We start from the raw sequence: 23,358 nt of genomic DNA on the forward strand, positions 1-23,358 counted from the left end.
TGAGCGTCGCACGGGACACTGACAAGCGAGGGCTCAGCCGCTCGCGGGGACGCTGGCGGCGCTCATCGAGCAGCGGGGCGGTCGCGTCGCGGCAGCCGCTCGACGACCAGGTCGTAGGAATCCACGACCGCGTCAGTGACCAGTCGCCTGGTAATGCCGGTGCCCGGCCCCAACGAGATCCAATGCCGCTTGTCGAGATAGCGTCCCGGTGTGATCGAGGCGTAGCCACGTTCTCGCGCGCGGGCGTAGTCGGGTTCGCACTTGACCGTGATGATCTGGTCATCCGGGTCCTCGGTGACGATCAAGAACACCTTGCCCGCCACCTTGTACACGTCCAGGTGCTCGGTGAACGGGTAACCGTGGTCCGTTCCGGGCAGCGCGAGGGCCGTGGCGCGCGCGGTGTCCTGGAGCCGGTCGCCGGCCGCGCTCACTTGGCCGCCCGCGTGTCGCTGGCGTAGGTGTGCGGGTCGACGGGCTGCTCGGCCTTGGACAGGTGGGAGACCACGAGCAAGTAGGAGTCGGTGACGAGTTCCTCGACCAGTTCGTCGTCGACGCTTTCCCCTTCCTCCAGCGTGATCCAGTGCTTCTTGTTCATGTGGTAGCCGGGGGTGATGTGGCTGTTGTGCTCCCGCAGGGCGAGGGCGTCGCCGGGGTCCGCCTTGAGGATCACGACGGGGCGCCCCGGAACCTCGGTCATCAACATGAACACCTTGCCGCGGACCTTGAAAACCTCCCAGTCAGGGCCGAAGGGATGCTCCAGCTGAGCTCCGGGAAGTTCCTCCGCGCAGTCGGCGGCGGTCTTCTGCAGGGTCGATCCGTTCATGGGTGGTGGACCTCCTCAGGTGGTGACGGGCTGTGGCAGCGAAGGACGCGGAGGTGCGACGCGCGGTCGCGGCGGCACGTCCCATCCTTCCCTCGAAGTCGGCAAACAGAGCAGTAGACTGCGGACACGTGATGGTCGATAAGCGACGTTCCAGGCCGAGTGAACCAGTCGCGGTTCCGTTGTACGGTTTCCAGCCCCGGGTCGGCACTCCGTACGGCCTCGAGGTGAGCACCATCGAGGACTTCTTCGCCCAGCACGACGGCTGGCCGTGGAATCCACCTCGTCCGGTCCGCGTCACCTTCCACTACCTGATCTTGGTCACCGAGGGTGAGTTGCGGCACGACGTCGACCACGTCACGCGGACCGTCGCGCCCGGCCAGTGGCTGTGGGTGCGTCCCGGGCACGCGCTGTGCTTCCATCCGCCCGGCACGGCACGCGGCCCGTTCATCCTGTTCGAACCGGACGTGCTGACGCCCGGCACCGCCCGTCTCCTGGCCTCGCTCACCGCGCACGAGGCCCCTGCCGTGCTCAGCCCGCACCCCGACGACACCGTCTGGCTCCAGCAGACGGCACTCCAGCTCCTGGACGAACACCGGGCACTGGGGCGCCGGCCCCTCGACATCCACCACGCCCTGCGGCGCAGCCTGCTCGAATCGCTGCTGCTGCGCCTGGCCAACTCCCCAGGCATCGCCCACATCGGCACGGCCACGGCCGGCACCGGCCGCGCCGACAGGTACGGGCGCTTCCTGAACGCCTTGGAACTGCACTTTCGGGAACTGCACCAAGCCGCGGACTACGCCGAGTTGCTCGGCTGCTCGGTCCGCACCCTCAGCCGCGCCGCCCAGGACGCCACCGGCAAGGGAGTACGTGAACTCATCGACGAGCGGCGCCTCCTGGAAGCCCGGCGCCTGCTGGGAGATGCCCGGTGGGACGCCAGGGTTGTGGCCGTCCACCTCGGCTTCACCGATCCCGCGAACTTCGGCCGCTTCTTCCGCGACCGCACCGGCCTCACCCCGGCCGCCTTCGCCGCAGACGGGGCCACAACCGTCCCCCCTCCTCCCCCGGGTTGACGATCCCGGTGGTTTCCGGCCGGGTCTCGGCCGATGGCCTCGATGGTGACGTCGACCGTGCCGTCGTACAGCGTCAGCGGAAGCAGCGACGCGAAGTCGCAACGGCTGACAACGCATCTCCTTGAACTCGGCCTACCGACTCTCGCCGCACAGAACACGGCGGTGATCGCCATAGCCCCGCGTGCCGCCTTTGACCGACAGGCCCAGCCTCGCACGCGCGGGTGCCGGCGCGGTCAGTCCGTGGTGAAGCTGGACAGGACCGCAGCCGGGAGGCGGCTGCCTGCCGAGCCGTCGGGAAGGATCTCCGTGATGCGGGCCAGATCGGTGGCGGACAGCTGGACGTCGGTGGCGCCGGCGTTCTCCTCGATACGCTTGGTGCTGCGGGTGCCGGGAATGGGCGCGATGTCCTCGCCCTGGGCGAGCAGCCAGGCCAGCGCGAGTTGGGCGGTGGTGATGCCTTTGGTGTCGGCCAGATTCTTGAGCTGTTCGGTGGCGTGCAGGTTGTAGGTGTAGTTCTCGCCCTGCCAACGTTCGTCCCAGCTGCGCATGTCGTCCGCGGCGTACTCGCCGGCGGGCTTGACCTGGCCGGTGAGGAAGCCGCGGCCGAGCGGAGAGTAGGGCACCAGGCCGATGCCGAGTTCCCGCAGGACGGGAAGGATCTTCTCCTCGACCTCCCGCTCGAAGAGCGAGTACTCGTACTGGAGCACGGAGACCGGGGTGACGGCGTGGGCGCGGCGGATGTACTGGGGGCCGACGTTGCTCAGGCCGAAGTACTTCACCTTGCCTTGGGTGATCAGGTCGCCGACCACGCCGGCGACCTCCTCGACCGGAATGTCGGGGTCGGAGATGTGCTGGTAGAAGAGGTCGATGTGGTCGCTCTGCAGGTAGCGCAGGCTGTTCTCGGCGACCTTGCGAATGTTTTCCGGGCGACTGTCGAAGGCGGGGCTGATCGCCGGGGCGGTCATGTCGAAGCCGAACTTGGTGGCGAGGACCACCTCGTCGCGGAAGTCTTTGACTGCCTTGCCCAGGAGGATCTCGTTGCTGCCGGTACCGGCGCCGTACAGCTCGGCGGTGTCGAAGAAGTCGATCCCGAGTTCGTGGGCGCGGCGGATGGTCGCGATGCCCTCGTCGTCGTTCGAGGCGCCGTAAGCCATGGACATGCCCATGGTCCCCAGACCGAGCGCCGAGACGCGCAGACCCTGAGAACCCAGATTGCGGTGCTGCATGAGTTCACTCCCTGAGTGGTTCGCCGGCTTCACCCGCAGAGGCCAAACCGAACTGTTCAGTTTGACTCTATGCGACAATCGCCCAGCTGCCAAACCAAACGGTTCGGCGCTCTATCCTGGGGCCATGCACCAGTCCCGCGACTCCGGCCAGACCGCAGCGCCCACAGCCGCCGCCGGCGACACCACGCGCGAGCGCATTCTTACCGCTGCCATGGAGGAGTTCGCCCGCCACGGCATCGCCGGCGCCCGTGTGGACCGCATCGCCAAACTCGCCAAGACCAGCAAAGAACGCGTCTACGCCTACTTCCGCAGCAAAGATGCGCTCTATGCCGACGTCGCCGCACGGGAGTACGTCGTCATCGCCGAGGCCACCCAGATGGACCCGTCCGACCTCCCTGGCTACGCGGGCCGTCTGTTCGACTACTTCGTCGCCCGTCCAGACCACCACCGCCTGATCACCTGGGGCCGCCTCGAACTGCCGGGCACCACAGCCGTTGCCGACGATCCCGCCCAGGCAGTGATCGCCCGCAAAATCGACCAGCTCCGCCAAGTGCAACAGGCTGGACAACTCGACCCCGCCTGGGACCCGGCCGACGTCCTCGCCCTGGTGAACCAGATCGCCATGACCTGGGCGTCACAACCCGAACTCAGCGAGGCCGCCGCCGCACACGCCGTGGACCCCACCACCGCCGCCCGCCGTGCCGCAGTGGTGACCGCTGTCGAGCGGCTTTTCCCTCGATCGCGCTGAGGTCCCCCGACCTGCGGCAGCCCTGCCCGAACATCCCCCGTACGGCGCCGACCGCCCTTGCCGCTCGCCAATGGGCCCATCCTGCATTTGACGTCGTACTCGGCGCCGTCCGGTGCCAGCGGGTTGTGCTGGATGTAGTCGGGCGCACCGCGGGCTGAGGTGCTCACTGCGCACGATGTGTGCGATGACCTTGTCACGTCCCACGACCAGTTCCTTGAGGACCGGGTCGAAGTAGCTGACCTCCTCGGCGTAGTTGCCCCGGTCTCAGTCGTCCAGGACGACGACGTGCTTGCCCGGTGTGGTGCCGGACTCGACGTCGGCCTGGGCGTCACGGACCTGCTCCAGGCCTCGGTAGACCTTCGCGACCGGGACGTTGAGACGCCCCGCGGAGATGGCCTGGAGCTGGTGGGCGAAGACGTCGGCCGGCAGGTCCGCGGCCTGACCGCCGTAGGACGTCAGCCGCACCCCGAAGGGGATCATGAACGGGGAGAAATCGCGGATCGTCCACTGTCCCGCCAGGGCTCCGGTGAAGCAGACCGTGCCGTGCCGGCGGACGGTGCGAAGGGTGTCGGCGAGGACCGAGCAGCCCACCAGCTCCAGTACGGCGTCGACACCGTCCGGCACCAACTCCCTCACCTGGTCGGCGATGGTGCCGTTGTCGACGAGGGGATGGTCGACGCCCGCGGCCCGCAGGTCCCCGGCCCTCTCCTGGCTGCGGGTGGTGGACAGCACGGTGGCTCCGAGGTCCTTCGCGATCGTGGCCGCGCTCAGCCCGACCGTGGAAGTGCCGCCGCGGATCAGCAGCGTCTGCCCGGCCTTGAGGTCCAGGCCGGTGGTCAGCGATCCACAGGCGGTCTGGAACATCTCCGGCAGCGCACCGACGACGTCCCACGGCAGGGTGGTCTCGAACGGGATGACCTGCTCCGCGGGGACGGTCACGTACTGGGCGTAGGCGCCGTCGTACGAGCGGCCCATGCCGCCCATCATCGTGGCCACCTGCTGTCCCGGCCGCAGCCCGCTGTCCTCGTCGGCCTCGTCGACCACACCGACGCCCTCGATACCGGGCACGCGCGGGTAGGTGACCTCCGCATCCGACTCACCCTTGCGAGTGGTGACCTCGGACTCGTTGACGCCGAACGCCTTCACCTTGATCCGCACCCAGCCGGGCTTGCGCACCGGCACCGGCACGTCCTGGATCTCCAGTGCGTCCAGGCCGCCGGGCCGGGTGACGACGACGGCCCGCATCGTCGCCCGTGCGGTTGTCGAGTGGCTCATGCCGAACTCCTCGCTCTGTTCGTTCTCTGCGATGTTCCGCATCTCGGCAACCGTCAGGGGCGGTCGATGTTCGCCCAGAGGTCGAGGGCCGCCTGGTAGTGGGCGTCGGCCTCGAAGGGCGGGTTGCCGACGCTTCCCGAGGTGGGCCGGTCGGTGACGGCGGGCCACAGACGGGTCTGCTCGCCGGTGACGAAGTCGAGCACGATGTCGCGGACACTCGTGTCCCGCTCGGCCTGTTCCGGGCTGCGGCCCGGCTGTTCCTGGCCGACCAGGGCGTACATCTCGGTGCCGTGCACGGCGGGCGCTCCCTCGGCGGGCCCGATCATCAGGAGGTGAGCGTTGCCGCCCGCGGCGGCGTGGGCCAGGGCACCGCGGGCCGCCGGGAGCGCGAAGAGGTAGTCCGCCATGACCGCGGCGCGGACCTCGGCCGGGGTGCGGCCGTCCTGGTCGTAGGTGTCGACGATCTTCTTCGCGCGGGAGCGGGGAATGCGCCATCCCGTGACCTCGTCGGTGACGCGGTCGAGCGTGTGCGGGTCGAAGCGGTCGAGGTCGTTCGCCACCCACCAGCCCATGTCGTCGCTGGCCATGCTCAGCAGCACGTCGACATCACTGCGTGCGCCCGAGGCGAGGACGTCCATGGGGTGGGCGTGCACCACTGCGCCGGGCTGTCCGGTGTCCAGGACGACACCGGTGGCCTGGTTGTCGACCCCGCCGCGGACTCCGAGGTCCGTCGGACAGACCTTGCGCAGGGCGGCCACCAGGGAGGCGGTGTCGAGGTCGATCAGCTTGTCGGGGTTGTCCGCGACGCCGAGTTCGGTGACGAACCGGTGCGCGAGCTCCTCCGCCCACCAGGCCGGGACGATACGAGCGGGCCCGCCGGAGAACCCGGCCAGGCGCCGGTACAGGCCGTCGGCGGAGGAGGCGCCGAGCAACCCGAAAGTGGTGTAGGCGCCGCCGCTGTGGCCATAGACCGTGACGTTGCCGGGGTCGCCACCGAAGTGGGCGATGTTGTGCTTGACCCAGGTGAGCGCGGCGATGACGTCCTGCAGGAAGAGGTTGCTGGCCTCGGCGAGCCGCCCGCCGTACTGCGAGAGCGAGACCGCACCCAGTGCGCCGAGCCGGTAGTTGACCGACACGCCCACGACGCGGCCCGTCGCGGCGAGACCGGCGGCGTTCGAGGTGATCTGCGTGTTCGCGCCGAACTCGAATCCGCCGCCGTGGACGTACACGGCCACCGGAAGCGCCTTCCCCGCCGGCTGCTCGGGAGCCCACACGTTCAGGTTCAGGCAGTCCTCGCCCATCCCGCTGTCCGCCTCGAGCCAGTCGCCGGTGTCGGGCTGGATGGAGACGACGCCCTTGCGGTCGTAGCGACGGTACGGATCGAAGCCCGCGACCACGGGACGGCGGTACCGCTCGGCGGTGGCATACGGAATGCCCCACCAGGACCGCACCCCTGGGGTGGTCGGGGCCGTGGGTGCGGTGGCGGTCATGACGTGTCCTTCCGGTGCGGTTCAGGTGTTCGCGCAGCGTGTCGGCGACTGGTTGCTCACGATGACGCTTTCCCATCATTTCCCGGGATTCGACGAATCGCTCTGCGGGAACCGGTCATCTGGTGGTCGCCAGGTGACACTTCTCTGCTCGCCAAGCGATAGCTTGACCAACCGCGGGTGCAGCCGGACAAGAGTCGGGTCGTCGAGCAGGCCTTTGTGCCGGCCGGAAAGGGTCTTATGACGAGTGACGCGGGAGCCGGTCGTTGGCCGGACGTCAAAGAGATCGTTCAGGTCGCCTTGCCGTTGTATCTCTCGATGATCGCGGTGTCGTTGAGCGCACTCGTCAACACGGCGGCGCTGGGACGGTTCGGCACCGCCTCGCTGGCCGGGTTCGCGGTCACCGTGGCGGTCTACTTCCCAGCGATGGCAGCGGTGTCCGGGGCCGTTCGCGGAGTGATGCCGTTCGTCGCCGCACAGAAGGACAACCCGTCCGGGTTGCTGCGCGTCGTGCGCGACGGCACCTGGCTCGCGGTGTTGGTGGGTGTGCTCGGCGCGGCTGCTGTGGCTTGCGTGCCGCTGCTCGCGAACGCCACCGGGGTGCCGGAGACGACCGTCGCGCAGCTCGGCCCGTTCCCCCTGTTGATGGCAGGATGCGTGCTGCTCAACGGGTTCGGGTCGATGGCGACGTCCAGCCTGGTCAGTCTCGGGCGCAGCGAGGTCGTGCTGCACGCCGGGCTGCTCGGTGCCGTGTGCACCGCGGTGTTGTCCCCCTTGCTGGTGACCGTGGCGGGCATGGGCCTCAACGGTGCGGGAATCGCCTTGCTCACCTCGAATCTCGTCAGCAGCGCCCTGACGCTGTACGGGCTGCGCCGCCAGCTCGGTGTCAAGATCGCCGAGATGATCGACACCCGAGTCCACTTCGGACAGGTGATGACTCTTGCCAGGGTGGGCATCCCGATGGCTGGCACGGTCCTGGTCAAGTTCGGCGTTCTCGGTGTGCTCGCGTTCGCCGCGGCGCGGGTGAGCACGACCGCCGCCGCCGTCCACAACATCGCGACGGCACTGGTGAGCCTGACGTTCACCGCCGCGGTGGCGATCGGGCAGGCGGCCGTGCCGATCGTCAGCGTGCGGGCGAGCCGGAACGATCCGCGCGGCGTGCGGCGAGGGGTTTTCGCCGGCCTGCTGACCGCGATGACGACGCTGTCGGTCATCTGTGCGGTCATCGTGGTGCTTCGGACCTTGGTGGTGCCGTTGTTCACGTCAGATCAGGCGGTGGCGAGCGCGGTCACCGCCTTGCTCGCACTGGTGGTGCTGGTGATCCTCGGCGACGGGCTGCAGGCGATCCTGGGCTTCGGCCTCACCGGCCTGAAGCGCTCGACGCCGAGCTTCGTGGTGTTCGCCGTGTGCTACGGCACGCTGGCCCTCGCGGCTGTACCGATCGCCGAGCACGCGGGGCTGACAGGCCTGTGGGTGGCGCTGGCGGTCGCGAACGTGCTCGTCGCGACGGGCCAGGGGCTCGCGTTCGGCAGGGAGAGCGCGCGCCTGCTCCCGGTGGGTGTGTGAACCGATGCCGATCAGGCCGCGCTGGAGTGAGAGAACACCGGCCGACCTCTTTCAGCGCCGCGGTAGCTATGCATCGAACTTCGTCCATTGCCCTTCGGAGATCACCTCGACGGAGCCGTCGACGACCTTGATGGCCGTCTGTTCGTCGATGGCGTACGCGGGGGCACCGAGGTCGGCGGCCCATCGCTCCGCGTCGGCCGGGGTGTTCGTGGGGAAGGCGTTGAGGTGCGGGAAGATCGAGAAGTCGACGACTCCCAGGGTGCGGTCGTCCGGTGCGGACGGCCACTCGACGAAGAGCTCTCCGATCCGGGGCGTCATCACCATGCTGCCGGCGCTCACTCCCACCCAGACCTTGTCGGGCAACGAAGGCAGTAGAGCCGCCAGCCCGGACTCCCGCAGCCAATGGCACAGGTACGTCGCGTCGCCGCCGTCGACCAGGAGCGCGTCCGCCTCCTGGATCCAGGGAACCCATCGCTGCGCGCCGATGGTGGGCAGCGCGGTGAGCTCGAGGACGCCGAGCGATGCCCAGCCCAGTCCGGAGAAATGCCGCCACTTGGACTCGGCGGCCACGAATCCCCGCACCGATGCCGGACCGCACATCGGGTGGCCCCACTGGGCTGTCGGTACGCAGAGGGCGTGGCACTCGGAGATCGGCTTGCCGAGAAGCTGCACGAGGGCCGAGTGGATGCTCGGGTTCGTGACGCCGCCTGAGGTGAGCAGGAGCTTCACCGGTGCCTCCCAATCTTGCGCGGAACGTGGATGTGTCCTGGGAAGACCACAGACGGCGCTGAAACTCATCGCGCGTCCGTCACGGCGTGGAGAACAGGCCGGGTGCTGGGGGTGAGGTGCCGTTGGTGACGCGGAGGAAGTCCAGTTTGTCCGCGTCCGCGGAGCCTGCGGCGACGGTGTAGACCACCAGGCGGATGTCGCACCCCGGGACGGTGAGCACGTCGCAGTCGCAGGTCACCTCGCCGACCTGGGGGTGTTTGATGATCTTGCGCGCCGACACGTGCGGGCCGACCGTGCCCTCGTCCCACAGCCGGGTGAACTCCGCGCTGGTGGAGCGCAGTTCCGCGAGGAGGCTGACCAGACCGCGGTCGTGGGGGTAGTCGACGAGAGCCGTGCGCAGGTCGGCGACCAGGGCGGGCTTCAGGACGTCGCCGTCAGCGAGCACGGGCCAGGCCGCGAGTCCTCTGTGGCCTGTGGTGAAGACCGCGCGCACCAGGTTCCGCTCGACGTGCGTGTGTGCGCTGGGGTCGCCCAGCAGCGCTGCCCAGGGAGGAGTCCAGGACAGCAACGTCCAGTCGGCGCTGAACACGCCCACCGGGAACTCGCCGAGGCGGGCCAGCATCCGCTGAACTCCCGCCGGGACGTGCGTGGAGATCGTTCCGTCCGGCGGCGGCAGGAGCCCGGCCAGCCGGTAGGCGTAGTCGCGCTCCAGGGGCTGCAGTTGCAGTGCCCTGGCCAGGCTTGCGACGACCTGCGCCGACGGGCTCGTGGCACGCCCCTGCTCCAGCCGCACCACGTAGTCGACCGAGAGCCCCGCGAGCTCGGCCAGTTCCTCACGTCGCAGTCCCGTCGCACGTCGTCCGGGGCGCGCGGTCCGGCCGATGTCGACAGGGGACAGCCGGTCACGCCAGCGGCGCAACGCCGTTCCCAGGGTTTCCTCCACCTGGACATTGTGTCCGCTGGGCAGTTGTTCTTCCTGGTACTGGCGGTCCCACCGTCGCGGAGGGCACTGGTTCTGATCCCAGCGGCGATCGAAAGTGATCGCATGACGACAACGTTCATCACCGGAGCCAACAAGTCCCTCGGGTTCGAAACCGCCCGCCGGCTGATCGAGGCCGGACACACGGTTCTCGTCGGTGCTCGCGATCCGGAGCGCGGCCAGGCAGCCGCCGCCGCACTTGGCGCCCGTTTCGTCCAGATCGATGTGACTGACGACGCGTCGGTGGCCGCGGCCGCCGCCGACGTCGCGGCGCGCGAAGGGGCCATCGACGTCCTCATCAACAACGCGGGCGTCCCCGGCCCCAATCACTCCGCCGACCAGATCACGGCCGCTGACGCCAGTGCGGTCTTCGAGGTCAACGTGGTGGGGATCGTCCGGGTGACGCACGCGTTCCTGCCGCTGCTGCGCAAGTCCGCGACCCCGGTCATCGTCAACGTGTCGAGCGGCATGGGGTCGTTCGCGGCGACCCACGACGCCGAACGCGTCGAGTCGAAGCACCTCGCGCCGCTCTACACCGCGTCGAAGGCGGCGGTGACCATGCTGACGACGCAGTACGCGAAGGCGCTGGCGGACGTGAAGGTGAACGCGGCCGACCCCGGCTACACCGCGACCGACTTCAACGGGCACAGCGGCCCGCAGACGGTGACCGAGGGAACCGACGCGATCGTCGAGCTCGCCACCATCGGGGCGGACGGCCCGACCGGGACCTTCCGCGACCGGCACGGCGTGGTGGCCTGGTGATCCACGATCGCGTAGATCCGCGAGCAGGCTTTCGAGCGAACCCCTCCCTGTTTATAACACTCGTCATAGCGTACCGTCGGCGCCGGTTATAACGACCGTTATAACCGGAGTGGACCTGGAGGTGCCGATGCGTGAGCTGACGTACGTCGCCCGGCGCGTCGTCGAATGGCGGGAGGTGCCGGACCCGGCCCTGCGGTCGGACCGTGACGCGATCGTGGCGCCGGTCGCGGCGACCTCGTGCGACGTCGACTCGGCGATCCTGGCCGGGCACGGCCCGATCGCACCGCCGTTCGCCATCGGGCACGAGTGCGTCGCCAGGGTCGTCGAGGTCGGCGATGCGATCAGCCACGTGGCGCCGGGCGATCTGGTCGTCGTGCCGTGGGCGATCTCGTGCGGGGACTGCGAACGGTGCCGCGCGGGACTGCCGACGCACTGCACGTCGGTGCCGCACATAGCGATGTTCGGCGCGCCGATCGGGGGTGGCTGGGGTGGGCTGTTCTCCGATCTGGTCCGGGTTCCGTGGGCCGACGCGATGCTGGTGCCGCTGCCGGCCGGGCTGGACCCGATCGCCATGGCCTCGGCCAGCGACAACTGGTCCCTGGCGTGGCGGCTGGTCGCGCCGCACCTCACGACCCGGCCCGGAGCACGGGTGCTCGTCATCGCCAGGGGCAGCATCGGCCTCTACGTGTGCGACATCGCCCGCGCGCTCGGCGCGGCCGACGTGCTCTACGTCGACCCGGATCCCGCCCACCGGGCGATCGCCGAGACCTACGGTGTCCGCACCGCCGAGGCGATCGAGCCGGTCCACCACGGCTTCGACCTGGCGATCGAGTCCACTGGCCGGGTCGACCAGCTCACCATCGCCCTGCGGTCACTGGTCCCGGAAGGCTTCTGCGAAAGCGCCGGCAACCATTTCCGCCCCGGCGAGCTGCCGTTGCTGGAGATGTACCTCACCGGGGTGACCATGCGCATCGCCAGGGACAACGTACGCGCGCACCTGCCCGCGGCGCTCGACCTCGCCCAGTCCGGGCGGGTGAACCCGCGGCGGGTCGTGTCGGACGTGTTCGGCTGGGAGCAACTGCCCGACGCGCTGCCGGAACGGCACCTGAAACCGGTCTTCGTCCGTGACCTGCCGGCCGGGGTCCGGTAGGCGTGTCCGTGGTGCGTGAGCTGCGGTTCGAACGAAGCGGCCGGCTGGCCTGGCACGAACGTCCCCAGCCGTCACTCGTCGATCCCGGTGATGCGATCGTGCGCCCGTTCGTCGCTGGCCGCTGTGACGGCGACACCCTGCCGATCCACCGGCCGGTGTCCCGGGCACTGCAGGCGGGGATGGCGCTGGGCCTGGTCGACCCGGTGGTCGGCGGCATCTGCGGCGACGTCCCGTTTCGCGGGCCGTTCCCGATCGGCCACGAATGCGTCGCCGAGATCGTGGAGCTCGGGCCGCAGGTGACCCGGCTGCGGGTCGGCCAGCGGGTGATCGTGCCGTGGGCGGTGTCCTGCGGCACGTGCCCCTCCTGCCGACGCGGCCTGACAGCCAAGTGCTCCACCACCGCCGGTGCCGGAGTCCTTGCCGCCTACGGGTTCGGGCCGGCGAGCGGCCCGTGGGGCGGCATGATCACCGACGCCCTCCGCGTTCCGTTCGCGGAGCACATGCTCGTGCCGGTCCCGTCCGGTGTGCCTGTCGAACGGGTCGCCGCGGCCAGCGACAACCTCGCCGACGCCTGGCGTGCGGTCGTTCTGCCACTGGCGGCCAGGGAAGGCGGGTCGGTGCTCGTCCTCGGCGGCGGTGCCAGGAGCATCGGTCTCTACGCGGCCGCACTCGCCGCCGCGCACGGTGCGTCCACTGTGGACTACCTCGACGACGACTCCGGACGGCGCTCGATCGCCGAGTCCTTCGGTGCCAGGGCACACCCGGCAGATCGCAGGCCCAGCAGCTACGACGTGGTCGTGGAAGCCACCTCGCGCCCCGCCGGGCTTCGGCGTGCGCTGCGCGCCCTCGCTCCCGGCGGAGTGTGCACCGCCGTCGGCTACTACCTGGCCACCGGCACCCGCGTGCCGCTGATGCACATGTACGCCACCGACGCGACGCTGCGCGTCGGCGTCTCCCACAGTCGCGCCGTGCTGCCCGAACTGCTGGATTTCGTCCACCGCACCGGTTTCCCCGCCGAACGCGTCACCACCCTGGACGCATCGTGGGACGACGCGCCGGCCGCCTACGCCGCCAGGACCACCAAGGTCGTCCTCCGCCGTGACCCCCTCACCCCGACACCAGGAGACAGAACATGACCGTCATCACCGTGAACACCACGACGGACCGGCTGAGCCGGGAACAGCGCCGCGTCCTCGCCGAGGCGCTGACCGACGCGGTGCTCGTGCCGGAGATCGGTCAGTTCGCGCCGGCCGCACGAGCCGGTTTCCAGGTGCACTTCGTGGAACGCGAGCCGGACATGATGGCCATCGGCGGCAGGCTGCTGGCCGACGCCGGGCCGGAACTCGACGTCATGGTCATCGACGTGGCGGTCATGGACGCGGACTGGCGCCAGGACGTCCGCGCCCAGGTCATCGAGCGCGTGCTCGCCGCGATGGCCGACGCCTGCGGGCTCGACCGGCCGGCACCGGGCTGGTGGGTCAACTTCCGGGTCATCGACGAGGGCAGCTGGGGTGCGAGCGGTGGCGTCCTGTCCGTCCTCTCCCTTCTCGGAAGTGGTGTGTTCACCGAGGAGAAGGCCGAGATGATCCGCGCGGCCATGGAGGTGTGACCGGGTCGGGTCAGGCCTTGGGGCGTTGTTTGATTCCGGCCGCGAGGAGGCCGACCACTTCGGCGATCCGGGCCGCGCGCAGTTCCGGGCGACGGCTGGTGCCGTCGATCCAGCGCAGGTAGGCGCGGCGGTAGAACTGGGCGAGGGAGTCGAAGAACGCGGCGGCCGCCGGCTCGGCGTCGAGCGCGGCCGCTATGTCGTCGGCGAGGTCGGCGCGTTGCGGGCCTTCCGGGGACAGTTCGATCTCGGCGTGGTCGCCGGGTGCCAGGTTGTTGTCGCGCAACCAGGCGTGGGTGAAGACGATCTGGCGGTCGGACGCCTCGATGACACCGCGGAAGCGCACCCCGTTGATCGTGCCGGTGACGTGGTGCCGGGACTTGACGCCCCAGACCTGGTCGGGGTCGAACGGAACGGGCACCACCACGCGGCCACGGTCCTCCGCGCGCGCCGTGCCGGTGAAACGGCGTGCCGTCATGGCAGCGATCGTAACGGCGTGGAGGTCCGGCCGGAGGTCAACCGGCGACCAGGACGGCCAGCCGTTCGGGCGCGTCGGCCAGCACGAGTGCGGCCGCACCACGCACCCCCGCGCTGTCACCCAGCGCGCCCGGCACGACGCGCAGGTCGCTGGTGTGCCAGCTCATGGCGTTGCGCTGCACCGCCCGGCGGATGGGCGTGACCAGGGCGTCGCCGGCCGCGGCCAGTTCGCCGCCGATGACGACCAGCTCGGGGTTGACGATCGTGACCGCCTGGGCCAGCGCGCGACCGACCGCGTCGCCGGCGTCCTCCATCGCGCGGATCGCGCCTCGGTCGCCTGCGCGCACCAAATGGATCAGCTCGGCGGTCGAGGCGGGTTCGGCGGTGCCCGTGGACAGCAGCTTCGCTATCGCGGCCGGGCTGGCGACGGTTTCCAGGCAGCCCCGGTTGCCGCAGCGGCAGATCGCGCCGGACGGTTCGACGATGACGTGGCCCAGTTCGCCTGCCAGGCCGCCCGCGCCGAGCAGCAGCCGGCCGTCCGAGATGACGCCCGCGCCGATGCCGGTGGACAGTCTGATGTAGACGACGTCGCCGCAGTGCTGCGCGACGCCGTGGCGGTGTTCGGCGAGCACGGCGGCGTTGGCGTCGTTGACCAGCCGCACCGCGAACCCGGTGCGCTCACGCAGTTCGTCGGTGGGGCGCACGCCGATCCAGCCGGGCATGATGCCCTCGGCCAGCAACGTGCCGTGCCGGTCGATCGGGCACGCGATGCCCATGCCGACGCCCAGGATCCGCTCCGCCGGGATGCCGGTGGCGTGGCGTGCCTCCGCGATCAGCTCCGCGGTCTCGGTGAGCACTTCGTCGGAGTCGTTGTCCACCAACCGATGCAGGTCGCGGTCCCACACCGGCTCGCCGAACAGGTCGCACAGCACGACCCGGACGTGATCACGGCCGATGTCCACGCCCAGCGCGTAGGCGGCGTGCCGGTTGAGCGACAGCGTGCGTGCCGGTCGGCCGGTGCGCAGGCCGTCCGCGCGGTTCGCGTCCTCGTCGGTCACGACGCCGGCCCGGATCAGGTCGGCGATCACCGAGCCGACGGTCGCGCGGGCGAGGCCGGTCCGGCGCATGAGATCGGGCCGCGACAGCCGCCGGGTCTCCGCCAGCGCTTCGAGGACTCGCACCCTGCCCAGGTTGCGCAGGTTGACCGGGGGATCGGGCGTCGGCCGGACAGCGGGCACGGGGCGCGGCATCCGGCCACGGTAGCAGGACAGTTTGGCCGACTTTGACGTTAAGTGACCGCCGCGAGACCCGGATGGACCTTGTTTTAGCGCTCAAGAGAGGCGAACTCTGTGGTCCGCGCTAGCTGTCTGCGCCCAATAGCGTCGAAACGACGAGAGCCACCTGCGATGTCGGAGGTACTCATGTCCGCAGTCCCCAACGGTCGTCGGTGCGGATGGGCAGCCACAGCCGCGGCGCTGGTCGCGGCACTCGTGGTCCCCGCGGTGCCCACTCAGGCAGCGAGTGAGCGACCCGTCTACCTGGACACCCGGCACTCCTTCGCCGAGCGGGCCGCCGACCTGGTGTCGCGGATGACGTTGAGCGAGAAGGTGTTGCAGCTGCGCACCAACAGCGCGCCCGCCATCCCGCGGCTGGGCGTGCAGCAGTACACGTACTGGAGCGAAGGACAGCACGGGCTCAACCTGCTCGGCGCGAACACGAACGACGGCGGCGTCGGCGGTGGCGTGCGCGGCACCAGCTTCCCGACGAACTTCGCGAGCTCCATGTCGTGGGACCCCGAGCTGATGTACCAGGCGACGACGGCGATCTCCGACGAGGCGCGCGGTGTGCTGGACAAGTCGCTGTGGGGCGTGGCGCAGAACAACATCGGCCCGGACAAGGCGAACTACGGTTCGCTGACCTACTGGGCGCCGACCGTGAACATGGACCGCGATCCCCGATGGGGCCGCAACGACGAGGCGTTCGGCGAGGACCCGCTCCTGGTGGCCAGGATGGCAGGGGCGTTCGTCAACGGCTACCAGGGCCAGACCCGCACCGGATCGCCCTTGTCGCGATACCTGAAGGTCGCGGCCACGGCGAAACACTTCGCGCTCAACGACGTGGAGAACGACCGGCACGCGGACAGCTCGGACACGACCGACGCGAACATCCGCGACTACTACACCGCGCAGTTCCGCAGCCTGATCGAGGACGCACGCGTCTCCGGGCTCATGACGTCGTACAACGCGGTCAACGGCACCCCGGCGCCCGCCGACACCTACCTGACGAACGCGCTGGCGCAACGGACCTACGGCTTCAACGGCTACAGCACGTCCGACTGCGGCGCCGTCGGCGACGTCTACGCGCCGGGCAGCCACAACTGGGCGCCGCCCGGCTGGACCACCGCCACCGTCAACGGCACGGCGGTCTGGACGAACACCGCGACCGGGGCGAAGGTCTCCGGTGCCGCGGGCGGGCAGGCGTACGCGTTGCGCGCGGGCACCCAGCTCAACTGCACCGGCGCGGAAGCCACGGTCGCCAACATCCAGGAGGCGATCAACGCCGGCGTGCTCAGCGAGGCCGTCATCGACAACGCGCTGGTGCACGTGTTCACCACGCGCATGCGGACCGGCGAGTTCGACCCGCCGGGAAGCGTGCCGTACACCAAGATCACCAAGGACGAGGTCGAGCACCCGGAGCACCAGGCACTGGCCGCCAAGATCGCGGCGAACTCGTTGGTGTTGCTGAAGAACGACACCGTCCCCGGCACGAGCGGCAAGCTGCTGCCCGCCGACCCGGCGAAGCTGAACAACGTCGTGATCGTCGGCGACCTGGCCGGCGTCGTCACCCTCGGCGGCTACTCCGGTGACCCGTCGGTGAAGGTGAGCCCGGTGCAGGGCATCACCTCGGCGGTCAAGGCCGCGAACCCCGGCGCCACCGTCACTTTCGACGCCTGCGGCACGTCCACGACGGCGACGACCCCGGCGAACTGCTCGGCGCAGACCCTGGCCGCCATCTCCTCCGCCGACCTGGTGATCGTGTTCGTCGGCACCGACCAGAACCTCGCGACCGAGGGCAAGGACCGCACCACCATCGCCATGCCGAGCGCCTACCGCTCGTTGATCGACCAGGTCAACGCTGTCGGCAACCGCCGGACGGCACTGGCGATCCAGGCGAACGGCCCGGTCACCATCGACGACGTGCGGGGGAACTTCCCGGCCATCGTGTTCAGCGGCTACAACGGCCAAAGCCAGGGCACCGCGCTCGCCGACGTGTTGCTGGGCAGGCAGAACCCGAGCGGGCACCTGAACTTCACCTGGTACAAGGACGACACGCAGCTGCCGAACATGAAGAACTACGGGCTGACGCCGGCTCAGACCGGTGGTCTCGGCCGCACGTACCAGTACTTCACCGGCACGCCCACGTACCCGTTCGGTTTCGGTGGCAGCTACACCACGTTCGCTTACTCGCACGTGACGACGAACGCGCGGACGGCCACCGCGGACGGCCGCGTGACCGTGCACGCCGACGTCACCAACACCGGCTCGGTGCCGGGCGCCACCGTGGCCCAGCTCTACGCGGCCACGCCGTTCACCGTGCCCGGCGTGGAACTGCCGCGCAAACGACTGGCCGGATTCCAGAAGACCGCCGTGCTGAAGCCCGGTCAGACGCAGCACGTCGCGATTCAGGTGCGGCTCAGCGATCTGGCGTTCTGGGACCAGCAGAAGCAGAAGCAGACCGTCTACAACGGACAGTACGTGTTCGGGGTGGGCGCGGACGCCGAGCACGTCGTCACCTCGCGTCCGGTGGCGGTGCACGGGACGATCAAGCCGCGCGTCCAATACGTCACCGTGCAGCCCACGCAGACGGTGTTCGCGCCTGGCCAGACCCTCGACCTGACCGGCAAGAACCCGTGGATCGCCGACACCACCGGGCGTCCCGGTGAGCACGTGATCGCGGACCGGGTTGTGGAGGCGGTCAACAACGACGAGTCGTTCGTCGACTTGACGAAGGCGCACGTCACCTACCGCAGCAGCGACCAGAAGGTGGCCACGGTCAGCCGGACCGGCAAGGTCACCACGGTGGCGGCCGGTGTGGCGACCATCAGCGTCACCGTCGACGGCGTCACCGGCACGACGCCGGTCGTGGTCAAACAGCCGTTCTCGCTCAGCGCGCCCACTCGGGTGTCACCGGGCACGGCCTTCACCGCCACCACCACGTTGCCCAACCCGGCGAACGCCCGGCCGTTGCGCGACGTCGTCATGACGTTGACCGTGCCGAGCGGGTGGACCGTCGAGGCCACCACACCGTCCAGGTTCGCCACCGTCGAGCCCGGTCAGACCGTGCGGACGACCTGGCAGGTGACCGCGCCCGCCACGACCCAGCCCGGCAAGTTCGCCGTCTCGGCCCAGGCGGCGTTCACCTCCGCCAACGGCCGTGGCAACTCGAGCGACTCGGCGACGCTGATCCTGCCGCACGCCCCGTATCCGTCGCTGGAAGCAGCCTTCGACAACGTGGGCATCACCGACGACACCAACACCGCGCCCGGCAACCTCGACGGCGGTGGCGCCAGCTTCTCCGCCCAGGCACTGGCCGGCGCCACGCCCAGTCTCACCTCCGGTGCCACGTTCGTCCACAACGGACTGACGTTCACCTGGCCGAGCTCGGCCCCCGGCACCAAGGACAACGTGGTGGCCGGTGGCGTGGCCGGCGGCCAGATCATCGAGATCTCCGGCTCCGGCAGGACACTCGGCCTGATCGGCACCGGTGACTACGGCAGCCCGTCGGGCACCGCGACGGTGACCTACACCGACGGCACCACCGAGTCCCACACCGTCTCCTTCGCGGACTGGTGGGCCAACGCGGCCATCGGCGGCGACATCGTCGCCACGGTGCCGTACCTCAACAACAGCAACGGCCAGCTGAACCAGCGGGTGAGCCTCTACTACGCCCCGATTCCGCTGCAGGCGGGCAAGACGGTCCGGTACCTGACTCTGCCGGACATCAGCAACGGGGCGAACAAGGGCGAGGCGGCGATGCACATCTTCAGCGTCGCCATCGGCTGACCACGACAGGAGAGGCACATGCGCCGGAGCACGAGCGGTGTCCTGATCATGGCCGCGGTGGCGGCCGCGGTGACGGGGGTGATCATCGCGAGCCCCGTCACCGGGCGCGCGGTCGACGCGCCCGCGTGCGTGGTCGGCTACCAGGTCGACCAGTGGAGCAACGGTTTCGTCGCACAGGTGAAGGTGACCAACAACGGCGCCCCTGTGGACGGCTGGACGCTGACCTGGACCTTCGCCGGCGACCAGCGCGTCACCTCCGGGTGGAGCGCCGACGTCACGCAGTCCGGCAAGGTCGTGACCGCGCGGAACCAGACGTTCAACCGCGCCATCGCGACCGGCGCGTCCGTCCAGTTCGGATTCCAGGCGACCTTCCAGGGCACCAACGACACACCAACGGACTTCACCCTCAACGGTGTGCGGTGCAACGACACCAACCCACCGACGACAACAACCACACCACCGACAACGACAACGACGACACCACAACTGCCGCCACCTGGCTGTCCGAGTGGCGCGTTCTGCGACGGCTTCGAGAACCAGACCGGGACGACGCCGGCCGGGGACTGGTCGCTGATGTTCCCGAACTGCCAGGGAACCGGCACCGCGACCGTCGACAGCGCGACGGCGCGCAGCGGCACCAGGTCGATCCGGGTCGACGGCAGGGCCGGATACTGCAACCACGTGTTCCTCGCGACGTCCAGGCCGACAGGTCAGTACACGCGGTTCTACGTCCGCCACACCACCGCGCTGCCGGAGGCGCACGTGACCTTCCTGGCCATGAAGGACACCGCTGACGGCGGCAAGGACCTGCGGATGGGCGGCCAGAACCGCGCCCTGCAGTGGAACCGCGAGTCCGACGACGCCACGCTGCCGGAGCAGAGCCCGGCCGGGGTCGCCCAGAGCACCCCGCTGGCGGTGAACCAGTGGACCTGTGTGGAGTTCGGGATCACCGGTTCGGAACTGCGGACCTGGGTCAACGGCACCGAGGTCGCGGGGCTGCGCGCGGACGGAGTGTCCACACCGGACGTGGACGCGCAGTGGCTCCGCCGCGCCGGATGGCGGCCGGCGCTGACCAATTTCCGGCTCGGCTGGGAAAGTTACGGCAGCGGCGACGACACGCTGTGGTTCGACGACGTCGTGCTGGCGTCGTCGCGGATCGGGTGTTCCTGAGACACGGCACGGCCGGCACGATCAGGTTCCTGATCGTGCCGGCCGGCGTTGTGCACTCGGTCAGTTCACCGTGGCCGAGAAGTTGTCCACGGCCAGGCCGACACCGCCGTTCCACGGCTCGAATCCGGCCTGGATGCTGGTGAGGTACCAGGAGTTGGTGATCGCCCCGCGGGCGCGCACGTCGTTGACGAAGTCGAGCACGTTGAACGACCAGGAGTTGATCGGCGACGGCGCGACGTAGGAGATGACGTTGTTGGATCCGTTGCTGCCGCGCCACACCTGCCAGGAACGGCCGCCGATCGTGGTGTTGCCGACGGCGCTGCCGATGGGCTGGATCGGCCCCTGGCGGTTGAACCAGATCATGATCTCCATCTGGTTCACGCCGTTGGTCTTCGGCGTGGGGTCGAGCCAGATGTCGTACGAGGCGTTGAAGGTGCCGCCCGCGTACCGGTAGGAGATCGAGGAACTGGCGTTGCGAATCCGGCTGACCTGCATCGGCAGGGTCGAGCCGGGGGAGCAGTTGGTGTAGTGGCAACCGAGGAAGACCGACGGGTACGACACCGGGGCGCCGTTGGTCGGGCTGGAACCCTGTTGGGTGGCAATGCGGAAGCCGGTCGACGTGACGTTGATGCACTGCTGGGCCGACGTGCCCCACCGGTTGTTCTGGACCACGTAGCGGCCCTGGATGGTGGTCGACCCGTACTGGTCGCAGATCGTCGTGTCGGCCTGGGCCGAGCCCGAGGTCGCGACGAAGATGCTCGCGACCAGCGCGCCCACGGCACTGAGGGCACGGATGTTCCTTCGCATGAGACTCCTCTCGCAGGTTCTGGGAGCGCTCCCAGAGTACCCTCCGAGGGCGATTCTTCGTTGGCGTGGAATGTTTTCGTTCCAGTTACCCCGAGCTCCGCTGGCCTCTAGGCTCGGATTCCGCCTTGTGCGCAACCTCGTTCTTCCGGGGCTGCGGATGCTTCTCGACTCGAGGGGGAATGTGAAACCGGACGAGGACTACGAGGTCGTTCTCGCCGAGCGCCAGGCGCTCCTGGCCCAGGTCAGGGCCGGCGGCACCGCGATACCGGCGGACGACACCAGCGGCCAGGAGGTGACAGGGGCTTCCGGTGACGGCGCGGTGCGCGTGGTGATGCGGGATCGCCGAGTCGTCTCGGTCGTCGTCAGCCAGGCGGTGTCGGCGAAGTCCCGCCGCGAGGTCGTGGACCTGTTGCTGGAGGCGATCAATCCCGTGGTGAGGCAGTCGCTGGCACTGTCTCCGAAGGCTGGTGACCCAGGGCCGGACCTCGAGGCCGTCGGCAGCGGGTTGACGGAGGCCGCCCAGGAGGGCGGGCAGGCGCTGCGGCGGATCCAGGACGCGGTGGAGCAGTCGATGGCCAAACTGGCCGGCAAGGTCGGGGTCCGCGGGGACGCGTCACCTCAGTACGTCGACTTCCTGTTCGACGAGGCGCTGGAGGTGGTGCGGTCCATGCGGGCCGCGCTCGACAGTGATGCCTCGGCACCGATCACCGGTGAGGGGCGGGACGAGGCGAACGAGGTCGTCGTCGCCGTGTGCCAGGGCGAGCTCAGCCAGGTGACGCTGAGCAGTTCCGCGTTGCAGATGTCGCCGGGCGAGTTCGGACGGGCCGTCCAGCGGGCGGTCAACGACGCGCTGACGGACTGGGAGCGGCGCAGTGCGGAGGCGAACCGGCAACCGCACGACCCGGAGGCGTTGCGGCAGCTGGCAGAGCGGGCCGGTGCCGTGCGGCGGCAGAGCATGGAGCACTTACACACCTACACGAACAGCATGACCGCGATCATGCGCAACGTGGACCAGTAACAGGGGGTTGCACGGTGGCAGGGGGATTCACGGTAAATCCGGAGGAAGTGGGCGGAGCGGCCAAGAACCTCCAGGGGGCGGGGCAGTCGCTCGCCAACACGATCGCCCAGTTCCAGTCGCAGGTCTCGGCTCTTGGTGACGCGTTCGGCGACGACGACCTCGGCTCGGTCCTCGGGATGATCTACGAGGTCGCCTCCGAGGTGGCGTTCGAGAGCTTCCAGGACAACGCGGAGGGCCTGCAGGAGATCGGTCAGACGCTGCAGGAGATGGCCGCCCACTACGCCGAGGTCGACTCGGCGGGCCGGGACTCGTTCCAGCAGGTGCTGGGAGGTCTGTCATGACGAGCGGGGTCATGTTGCCGCCCGAGCTGGCCGGACTGCTCAACACGCTCGGATTCAACTGGCCGCTCAGCGACGAGGGCAAGCTCTTCGACCTCGCCGGGCAGTGGTCGGGGTTCGCCGATCGGCTGGGACCCGCCGCCGCCGAGGCGGACGGTCACGCCCAGCAGGTGCTCGGCAACAACTCCGGTGCCGCGATGGAGAAGTTCGGGGCGTTCTGGTCCGACGGCGAGTCGCCGAAGCAGAACCTCGACGACGGCGCGACGGCGTCCACGCTGATCGGGACCGGCCTCTACGTGTGCGCCGGTGTGGTCGTGGCGTTGAAGATCGCCGTGGTGGTGCAACTGGCGATGCTCGCCGTCGAGATCGCGCAGGCCATCGCCACGGCCGTGCCGACGCTGGGTGCCTCCCTGCTGGAGATCCCGATCTTCAAGAAGATCACCGACCTGCTGCTGGACCAGGCGCTGGACCTGGCGATCAACTCGGTGCTCAATGGCTAGGCGCGGCGGCGGCAAGGCGGCCAAAGCCGGCGCCGGCATCCTGAAGCCCGCCCTCAAGGGGCTGCGCAAGGCGAAGCGGCCGGCCGGCAAGGCCGCCAAGTCGGCGGCGAGGGTCCCGAAGCCGAAGCCGGTACCGGGAGCGTGGCTCAACAAGCTCAGCGCCAAGGACAAGGCGAGCTACGCCCGTCTCAAGGACGCCGTGAGCGCGTCCCGCAACCGCACGCCGGCCCAGATGCGCGCCAGCCTCTCTCGCCGCCAGCTCCGCAAGGGCAAGCAGAAGCCCTGGCTGCGCTCGATGTTCGTGGGCTCGGACATCGAGAAGGACGCCGCGCGCCGCGTGCGCAGGGACACGAACATCGCCCACCTCGGGACGAGTCAACCCGGCAGGGCGGTTCCGGACTTCCGGATCGGCGGACAGCACAACGTGGATGTCACCGGTGGCAGCCCGTCTTCGCTGCGCACGCACATGAACCGGCCGTACTACAGTCACCCGGACCAGATATTGACGTACCCGTCGTTGCCCAAATCGACGCTCGACGCCATCTTCCGGTAGGGATCCATGCA

The 23,358-nt window shown here is 69.4% G+C and carries 23 protein-coding genes; 13 read left to right on the forward strand and 10 right to left on the reverse strand.

Annotated features, from left to right (window positions below; translation table 11 throughout):
• Positions 1 to 62: 62 nt before the first annotated feature.
• Together B0F77_RS14835 and B0F77_RS14840 are read right to left on the reverse strand one after the other, a co-directional pair.
• On the reverse strand, positions 63 to 431 hold the full coding sequence (locus B0F77_RS14835; RefSeq protein ID WP_086663472.1) for an MmcQ/YjbR family DNA-binding protein: 369 nt from the start codon (positions 429 to 431) through the stop codon (positions 63 to 65).
• Positions 428 to 823, reverse strand: a complete 396-nt coding sequence (locus B0F77_RS14840) for an MmcQ/YjbR family DNA-binding protein (RefSeq protein WP_086663473.1) — start codon at positions 821 to 823, stop codon at positions 428 to 430. Before B0F77_RS14840 ends, B0F77_RS14835 begins: the two co-directional genes overlap by 4 nt.
• Positions 824 to 1,047: 224 nt before the next feature.
• Between B0F77_RS14840 and B0F77_RS14845 the strand changes: the two genes are divergently transcribed.
• Positions 1,048 to 1,893 carry a helix-turn-helix domain-containing protein gene (locus tag B0F77_RS14845; RefSeq protein ID WP_143466730.1) on the forward strand — a complete coding sequence of 282 codons (846 nt, stop codon included), beginning with the start codon at positions 1,048 to 1,050 and terminating at the stop codon, positions 1,891 to 1,893.
• Positions 1,894 to 2,126: 233 nt separating this feature from the next.
• On the opposite strand, the gene B0F77_RS14850 is transcribed toward B0F77_RS14845, so the two are convergent.
• The gene (locus tag B0F77_RS14850) at positions 2,127 to 3,119 is read right to left on the reverse strand and encodes an aldo/keto reductase (protein ID WP_086663474.1); all 993 of its coding nucleotides are present in this window, start codon (positions 3,117 to 3,119) and stop codon (positions 2,127 to 2,129) included.
• A gap of 124 nt (positions 3,120 to 3,243) precedes the next feature.
• Here B0F77_RS14850 and B0F77_RS14855 point away from each other — a divergent pair, with 124 nt between their 5' ends.
• Positions 3,244 to 3,867 (forward strand): TetR/AcrR family transcriptional regulator, encoded by a 624-nt coding sequence (locus tag B0F77_RS14855; RefSeq protein WP_086663475.1) that lies wholly within the window; start codon positions 3,244 to 3,246, stop codon positions 3,865 to 3,867.
• A gap of 264 nt (positions 3,868 to 4,131) precedes the next feature.
• Here the strand turns inward: B0F77_RS14855 and B0F77_RS14865 are convergent, their stop codons facing one another.
• Positions 4,132 to 5,184, reverse strand: coding sequence for an alcohol dehydrogenase catalytic domain-containing protein (locus B0F77_RS14865; protein ID WP_342746799.1), 1,053 nt, complete (start codon positions 5,182 to 5,184; stop codon positions 4,132 to 4,134).
• An 11-nt stretch (positions 5,185 to 5,195) separates the two neighbouring features.
• Positions 5,196 to 6,632: a carboxylesterase family protein gene (locus B0F77_RS14870; RefSeq protein ID WP_086663476.1), complete on the reverse strand. Its 1,437-nt coding sequence runs from the start codon at positions 6,630 to 6,632 to the stop codon at positions 5,196 to 5,198.
• A gap of 237 nt (positions 6,633 to 6,869) precedes the next feature.
• Between B0F77_RS14870 and B0F77_RS14875 the strand changes: the two genes are divergently transcribed.
• Entirely contained in the window at positions 6,870 to 8,195 is a 1,326-nt protein-coding gene (locus B0F77_RS14875; RefSeq protein WP_086663477.1) for an MATE family efflux transporter, read from the forward strand.
• Positions 8,196 to 8,261: 66 nt separating this feature from the next.
• On the opposite strand, the gene B0F77_RS14880 is transcribed toward B0F77_RS14875, so the two are convergent.
• Both B0F77_RS14880 and B0F77_RS14885 read right to left on the reverse strand, forming a co-directional pair.
• The gene (locus B0F77_RS14880) at positions 8,262 to 8,924 is read right to left on the reverse strand and encodes a Type 1 glutamine amidotransferase-like domain-containing protein (RefSeq protein WP_086663478.1); all 663 of its coding nucleotides are present in this window, start codon (positions 8,922 to 8,924) and stop codon (positions 8,262 to 8,264) included.
• Positions 8,925 to 9,003: 79 nt separating this feature from the next.
• Complete coding sequence (locus tag B0F77_RS14885; protein ID WP_086663479.1) at positions 9,004 to 9,867, reverse strand: helix-turn-helix transcriptional regulator; 864 nt, start codon at positions 9,865 to 9,867, stop codon at positions 9,004 to 9,006.
• A gap of 102 nt (positions 9,868 to 9,969) precedes the next feature.
• Here B0F77_RS14885 and B0F77_RS14890 point away from each other — a divergent pair, with 102 nt between their 5' ends.
• The 4 genes from B0F77_RS14890 (at position 9,970) to B0F77_RS14905 (ending at position 13,424) form a co-directional block, all read left to right on the forward strand.
• The gene (locus B0F77_RS14890) at positions 9,970 to 10,665 is read left to right on the forward strand and encodes an SDR family NAD(P)-dependent oxidoreductase (RefSeq protein ID WP_086663480.1); all 696 of its coding nucleotides are present in this window, start codon (positions 9,970 to 9,972) and stop codon (positions 10,663 to 10,665) included.
• 127 nt (positions 10,666 to 10,792) lie between these two features.
• On the forward strand, positions 10,793 to 11,815 hold the full coding sequence (locus B0F77_RS14895) for a zinc-dependent alcohol dehydrogenase (RefSeq protein ID WP_086663537.1): 1,023 nt from the start codon (positions 10,793 to 10,795) through the stop codon (positions 11,813 to 11,815).
• A 2-nt stretch (positions 11,816 to 11,817) separates the two neighbouring features.
• A complete protein-coding gene (locus B0F77_RS14900) occupies positions 11,818 to 12,951 on the forward strand; it encodes an alcohol dehydrogenase catalytic domain-containing protein (RefSeq protein ID WP_211293799.1) in 1,134 nt (377 codons plus the stop codon).
• Positions 12,948 to 13,424: a tautomerase family protein gene (locus B0F77_RS14905; RefSeq protein ID WP_086663481.1), complete on the forward strand. Its 477-nt coding sequence runs from the start codon at positions 12,948 to 12,950 to the stop codon at positions 13,422 to 13,424. The genes B0F77_RS14900 and B0F77_RS14905 overlap by 4 nt, the downstream gene beginning before the upstream one ends.
• Before the next feature lie 10 nt (positions 13,425 to 13,434).
• Here B0F77_RS14905 and B0F77_RS47095 read toward each other — a convergent pair whose 3' ends face one another.
• Both B0F77_RS47095 and B0F77_RS14915 read right to left on the reverse strand, forming a co-directional pair.
• Positions 13,435 to 13,899: a YdeI/OmpD-associated family protein gene (locus B0F77_RS47095; RefSeq protein WP_143466731.1), complete on the reverse strand. Its 465-nt coding sequence runs from the start codon at positions 13,897 to 13,899 to the stop codon at positions 13,435 to 13,437.
• 37 nt (positions 13,900 to 13,936) lie between these two features.
• On the reverse strand, positions 13,937 to 15,148 hold the full coding sequence (locus tag B0F77_RS14915) for an ROK family transcriptional regulator (protein ID WP_086663482.1): 1,212 nt from the start codon (positions 15,146 to 15,148) through the stop codon (positions 13,937 to 13,939).
• A 171-nt stretch (positions 15,149 to 15,319) separates the two neighbouring features.
• Here B0F77_RS14915 and B0F77_RS14920 point away from each other — a divergent pair, with 171 nt between their 5' ends.
• Both B0F77_RS14920 and B0F77_RS14925 read left to right on the forward strand, forming a co-directional pair.
• Positions 15,320 to 18,961: a glycoside hydrolase family 3 C-terminal domain-containing protein gene (locus tag B0F77_RS14920; protein WP_086663540.1), complete on the forward strand. Its 3,642-nt coding sequence runs from the start codon at positions 15,320 to 15,322 to the stop codon at positions 18,959 to 18,961.
• Between the two features lie 18 nt (positions 18,962 to 18,979).
• Positions 18,980 to 20,131, forward strand: a complete 1,152-nt coding sequence (locus B0F77_RS14925; RefSeq protein WP_086663483.1) for a cellulose-binding domain-containing protein — start codon at positions 18,980 to 18,982, stop codon at positions 20,129 to 20,131.
• A gap of 60 nt (positions 20,132 to 20,191) precedes the next feature.
• Here B0F77_RS14925 and B0F77_RS14930 read toward each other — a convergent pair whose 3' ends face one another.
• A complete protein-coding gene (locus B0F77_RS14930; RefSeq protein ID WP_086663484.1) occupies positions 20,192 to 20,938 on the reverse strand; it encodes a GH12 family glycosyl hydrolase domain-containing protein in 747 nt (248 codons plus the stop codon).
• Positions 20,939 to 21,119: 181 nt separating this feature from the next.
• On the opposite strand from B0F77_RS14930, the gene B0F77_RS14935 reads away from it, so the two are divergent.
• From B0F77_RS14935 to B0F77_RS14950, 4 genes are read left to right on the forward strand one after another with little or no spacing between them, the layout of a single operon-like run.
• Positions 21,120 to 21,956 (forward strand): hypothetical protein, encoded by an 837-nt coding sequence (locus B0F77_RS14935; RefSeq protein WP_086663485.1) that lies wholly within the window; start codon positions 21,120 to 21,122, stop codon positions 21,954 to 21,956.
• A 47-nt stretch (positions 21,957 to 22,003) separates the two neighbouring features.
• The gene (locus tag B0F77_RS14940) at positions 22,004 to 22,297 is read left to right on the forward strand and encodes a hypothetical protein (protein ID WP_086663486.1); all 294 of its coding nucleotides are present in this window, start codon (positions 22,004 to 22,006) and stop codon (positions 22,295 to 22,297) included.
• Positions 22,294 to 22,794, forward strand: coding sequence for a WXG100-like domain-containing protein (locus B0F77_RS14945; RefSeq protein ID WP_086663487.1), 501 nt, complete (start codon positions 22,294 to 22,296; stop codon positions 22,792 to 22,794). The genes B0F77_RS14940 and B0F77_RS14945 overlap by 4 nt, the downstream gene beginning before the upstream one ends.
• On the forward strand, positions 22,787 to 23,347 hold the full coding sequence (locus B0F77_RS14950; protein ID WP_086663488.1) for a hypothetical protein: 561 nt from the start codon (positions 22,787 to 22,789) through the stop codon (positions 23,345 to 23,347). The genes B0F77_RS14945 and B0F77_RS14950 overlap by 8 nt, the downstream gene beginning before the upstream one ends.
• Positions 23,348 to 23,358 lie beyond the last annotated feature (11 nt).

The sequence above is a fragment of the Lentzea kentuckyensis genome (assembly GCF_002150765.1).
In the GTDB taxonomy this organism is placed as follows: domain Bacteria; phylum Actinomycetota; class Actinomycetes; order Mycobacteriales; family Pseudonocardiaceae; genus Lentzea; species Lentzea kentuckyensis.

What these genes read in the sequence shown, in the direction of transcription:
- B0F77_RS14850 (WP_086663474.1), bottom strand. Translation starts at nt 3,119, where the DNA reads ATGCAGCACCGCAATCTGGGTTCTCAGGGTCTGCGCGTCTCGGCGCTC.
- B0F77_RS14840 (WP_086663473.1), bottom strand. Translation starts at nt 823, where the DNA reads ATGAACGGATCGACCCTGCAGAAGACCGCCGCCGACTGCGCGGAGGAA.
- B0F77_RS14925 (WP_086663483.1), top strand. Translation starts at nt 18,980, where the DNA reads ATGCGCCGGAGCACGAGCGGTGTCCTGATCATGGCCGCGGTGGCGGCC.
- B0F77_RS14915 (WP_086663482.1), bottom strand. Translation starts at nt 15,148, where the DNA reads ATGCCGCGCCCCGTGCCCGCTGTCCGGCCGACGCCCGATCCCCCGGTC.
- B0F77_RS14890 (WP_086663480.1), top strand. Translation starts at nt 9,970, where the DNA reads ATGACGACAACGTTCATCACCGGAGCCAACAAGTCCCTCGGGTTCGAA.
- B0F77_RS14855 (WP_086663475.1), top strand. Translation starts at nt 3,244, where the DNA reads ATGCACCAGTCCCGCGACTCCGGCCAGACCGCAGCGCCCACAGCCGCC.
- B0F77_RS47095 (WP_143466731.1), bottom strand. Translation starts at nt 13,899, where the DNA reads ATGACGGCACGCCGTTTCACCGGCACGGCGCGCGCGGAGGACCGTGGC.
- B0F77_RS14950 (WP_086663488.1), top strand. Translation starts at nt 22,787, where the DNA reads ATGGCTAGGCGCGGCGGCGGCAAGGCGGCCAAAGCCGGCGCCGGCATC.
- B0F77_RS14875 (WP_086663477.1), top strand. Translation starts at nt 6,870, where the DNA reads ATGACGAGTGACGCGGGAGCCGGTCGTTGGCCGGACGTCAAAGAGATC.
- B0F77_RS14865 (WP_342746799.1), bottom strand. Translation starts at nt 5,184, where the DNA reads ATGCGGAACATCGCAGAGAACGAACAGAGCGAGGAGTTCGGCATGAGC.
- B0F77_RS14945 (WP_086663487.1), top strand. Translation starts at nt 22,294, where the DNA reads ATGACGAGCGGGGTCATGTTGCCGCCCGAGCTGGCCGGACTGCTCAAC.
- B0F77_RS14870 (WP_086663476.1), bottom strand. Translation starts at nt 6,632, where the DNA reads ATGACCGCCACCGCACCCACGGCCCCGACCACCCCAGGGGTGCGGTCC.
- B0F77_RS14930 (WP_086663484.1), bottom strand. Translation starts at nt 20,938, where the DNA reads ATGCGAAGGAACATCCGTGCCCTCAGTGCCGTGGGCGCGCTGGTCGCG.
- B0F77_RS14905 (WP_086663481.1), top strand. Translation starts at nt 12,948, where the DNA reads ATGACCGTCATCACCGTGAACACCACGACGGACCGGCTGAGCCGGGAA.
- B0F77_RS14895 (WP_086663537.1), top strand. Translation starts at nt 10,793, where the DNA reads ATGCGTGAGCTGACGTACGTCGCCCGGCGCGTCGTCGAATGGCGGGAG.
- B0F77_RS14920 (WP_086663540.1), top strand. Translation starts at nt 15,320, where the DNA reads ATGTCCGCAGTCCCCAACGGTCGTCGGTGCGGATGGGCAGCCACAGCC.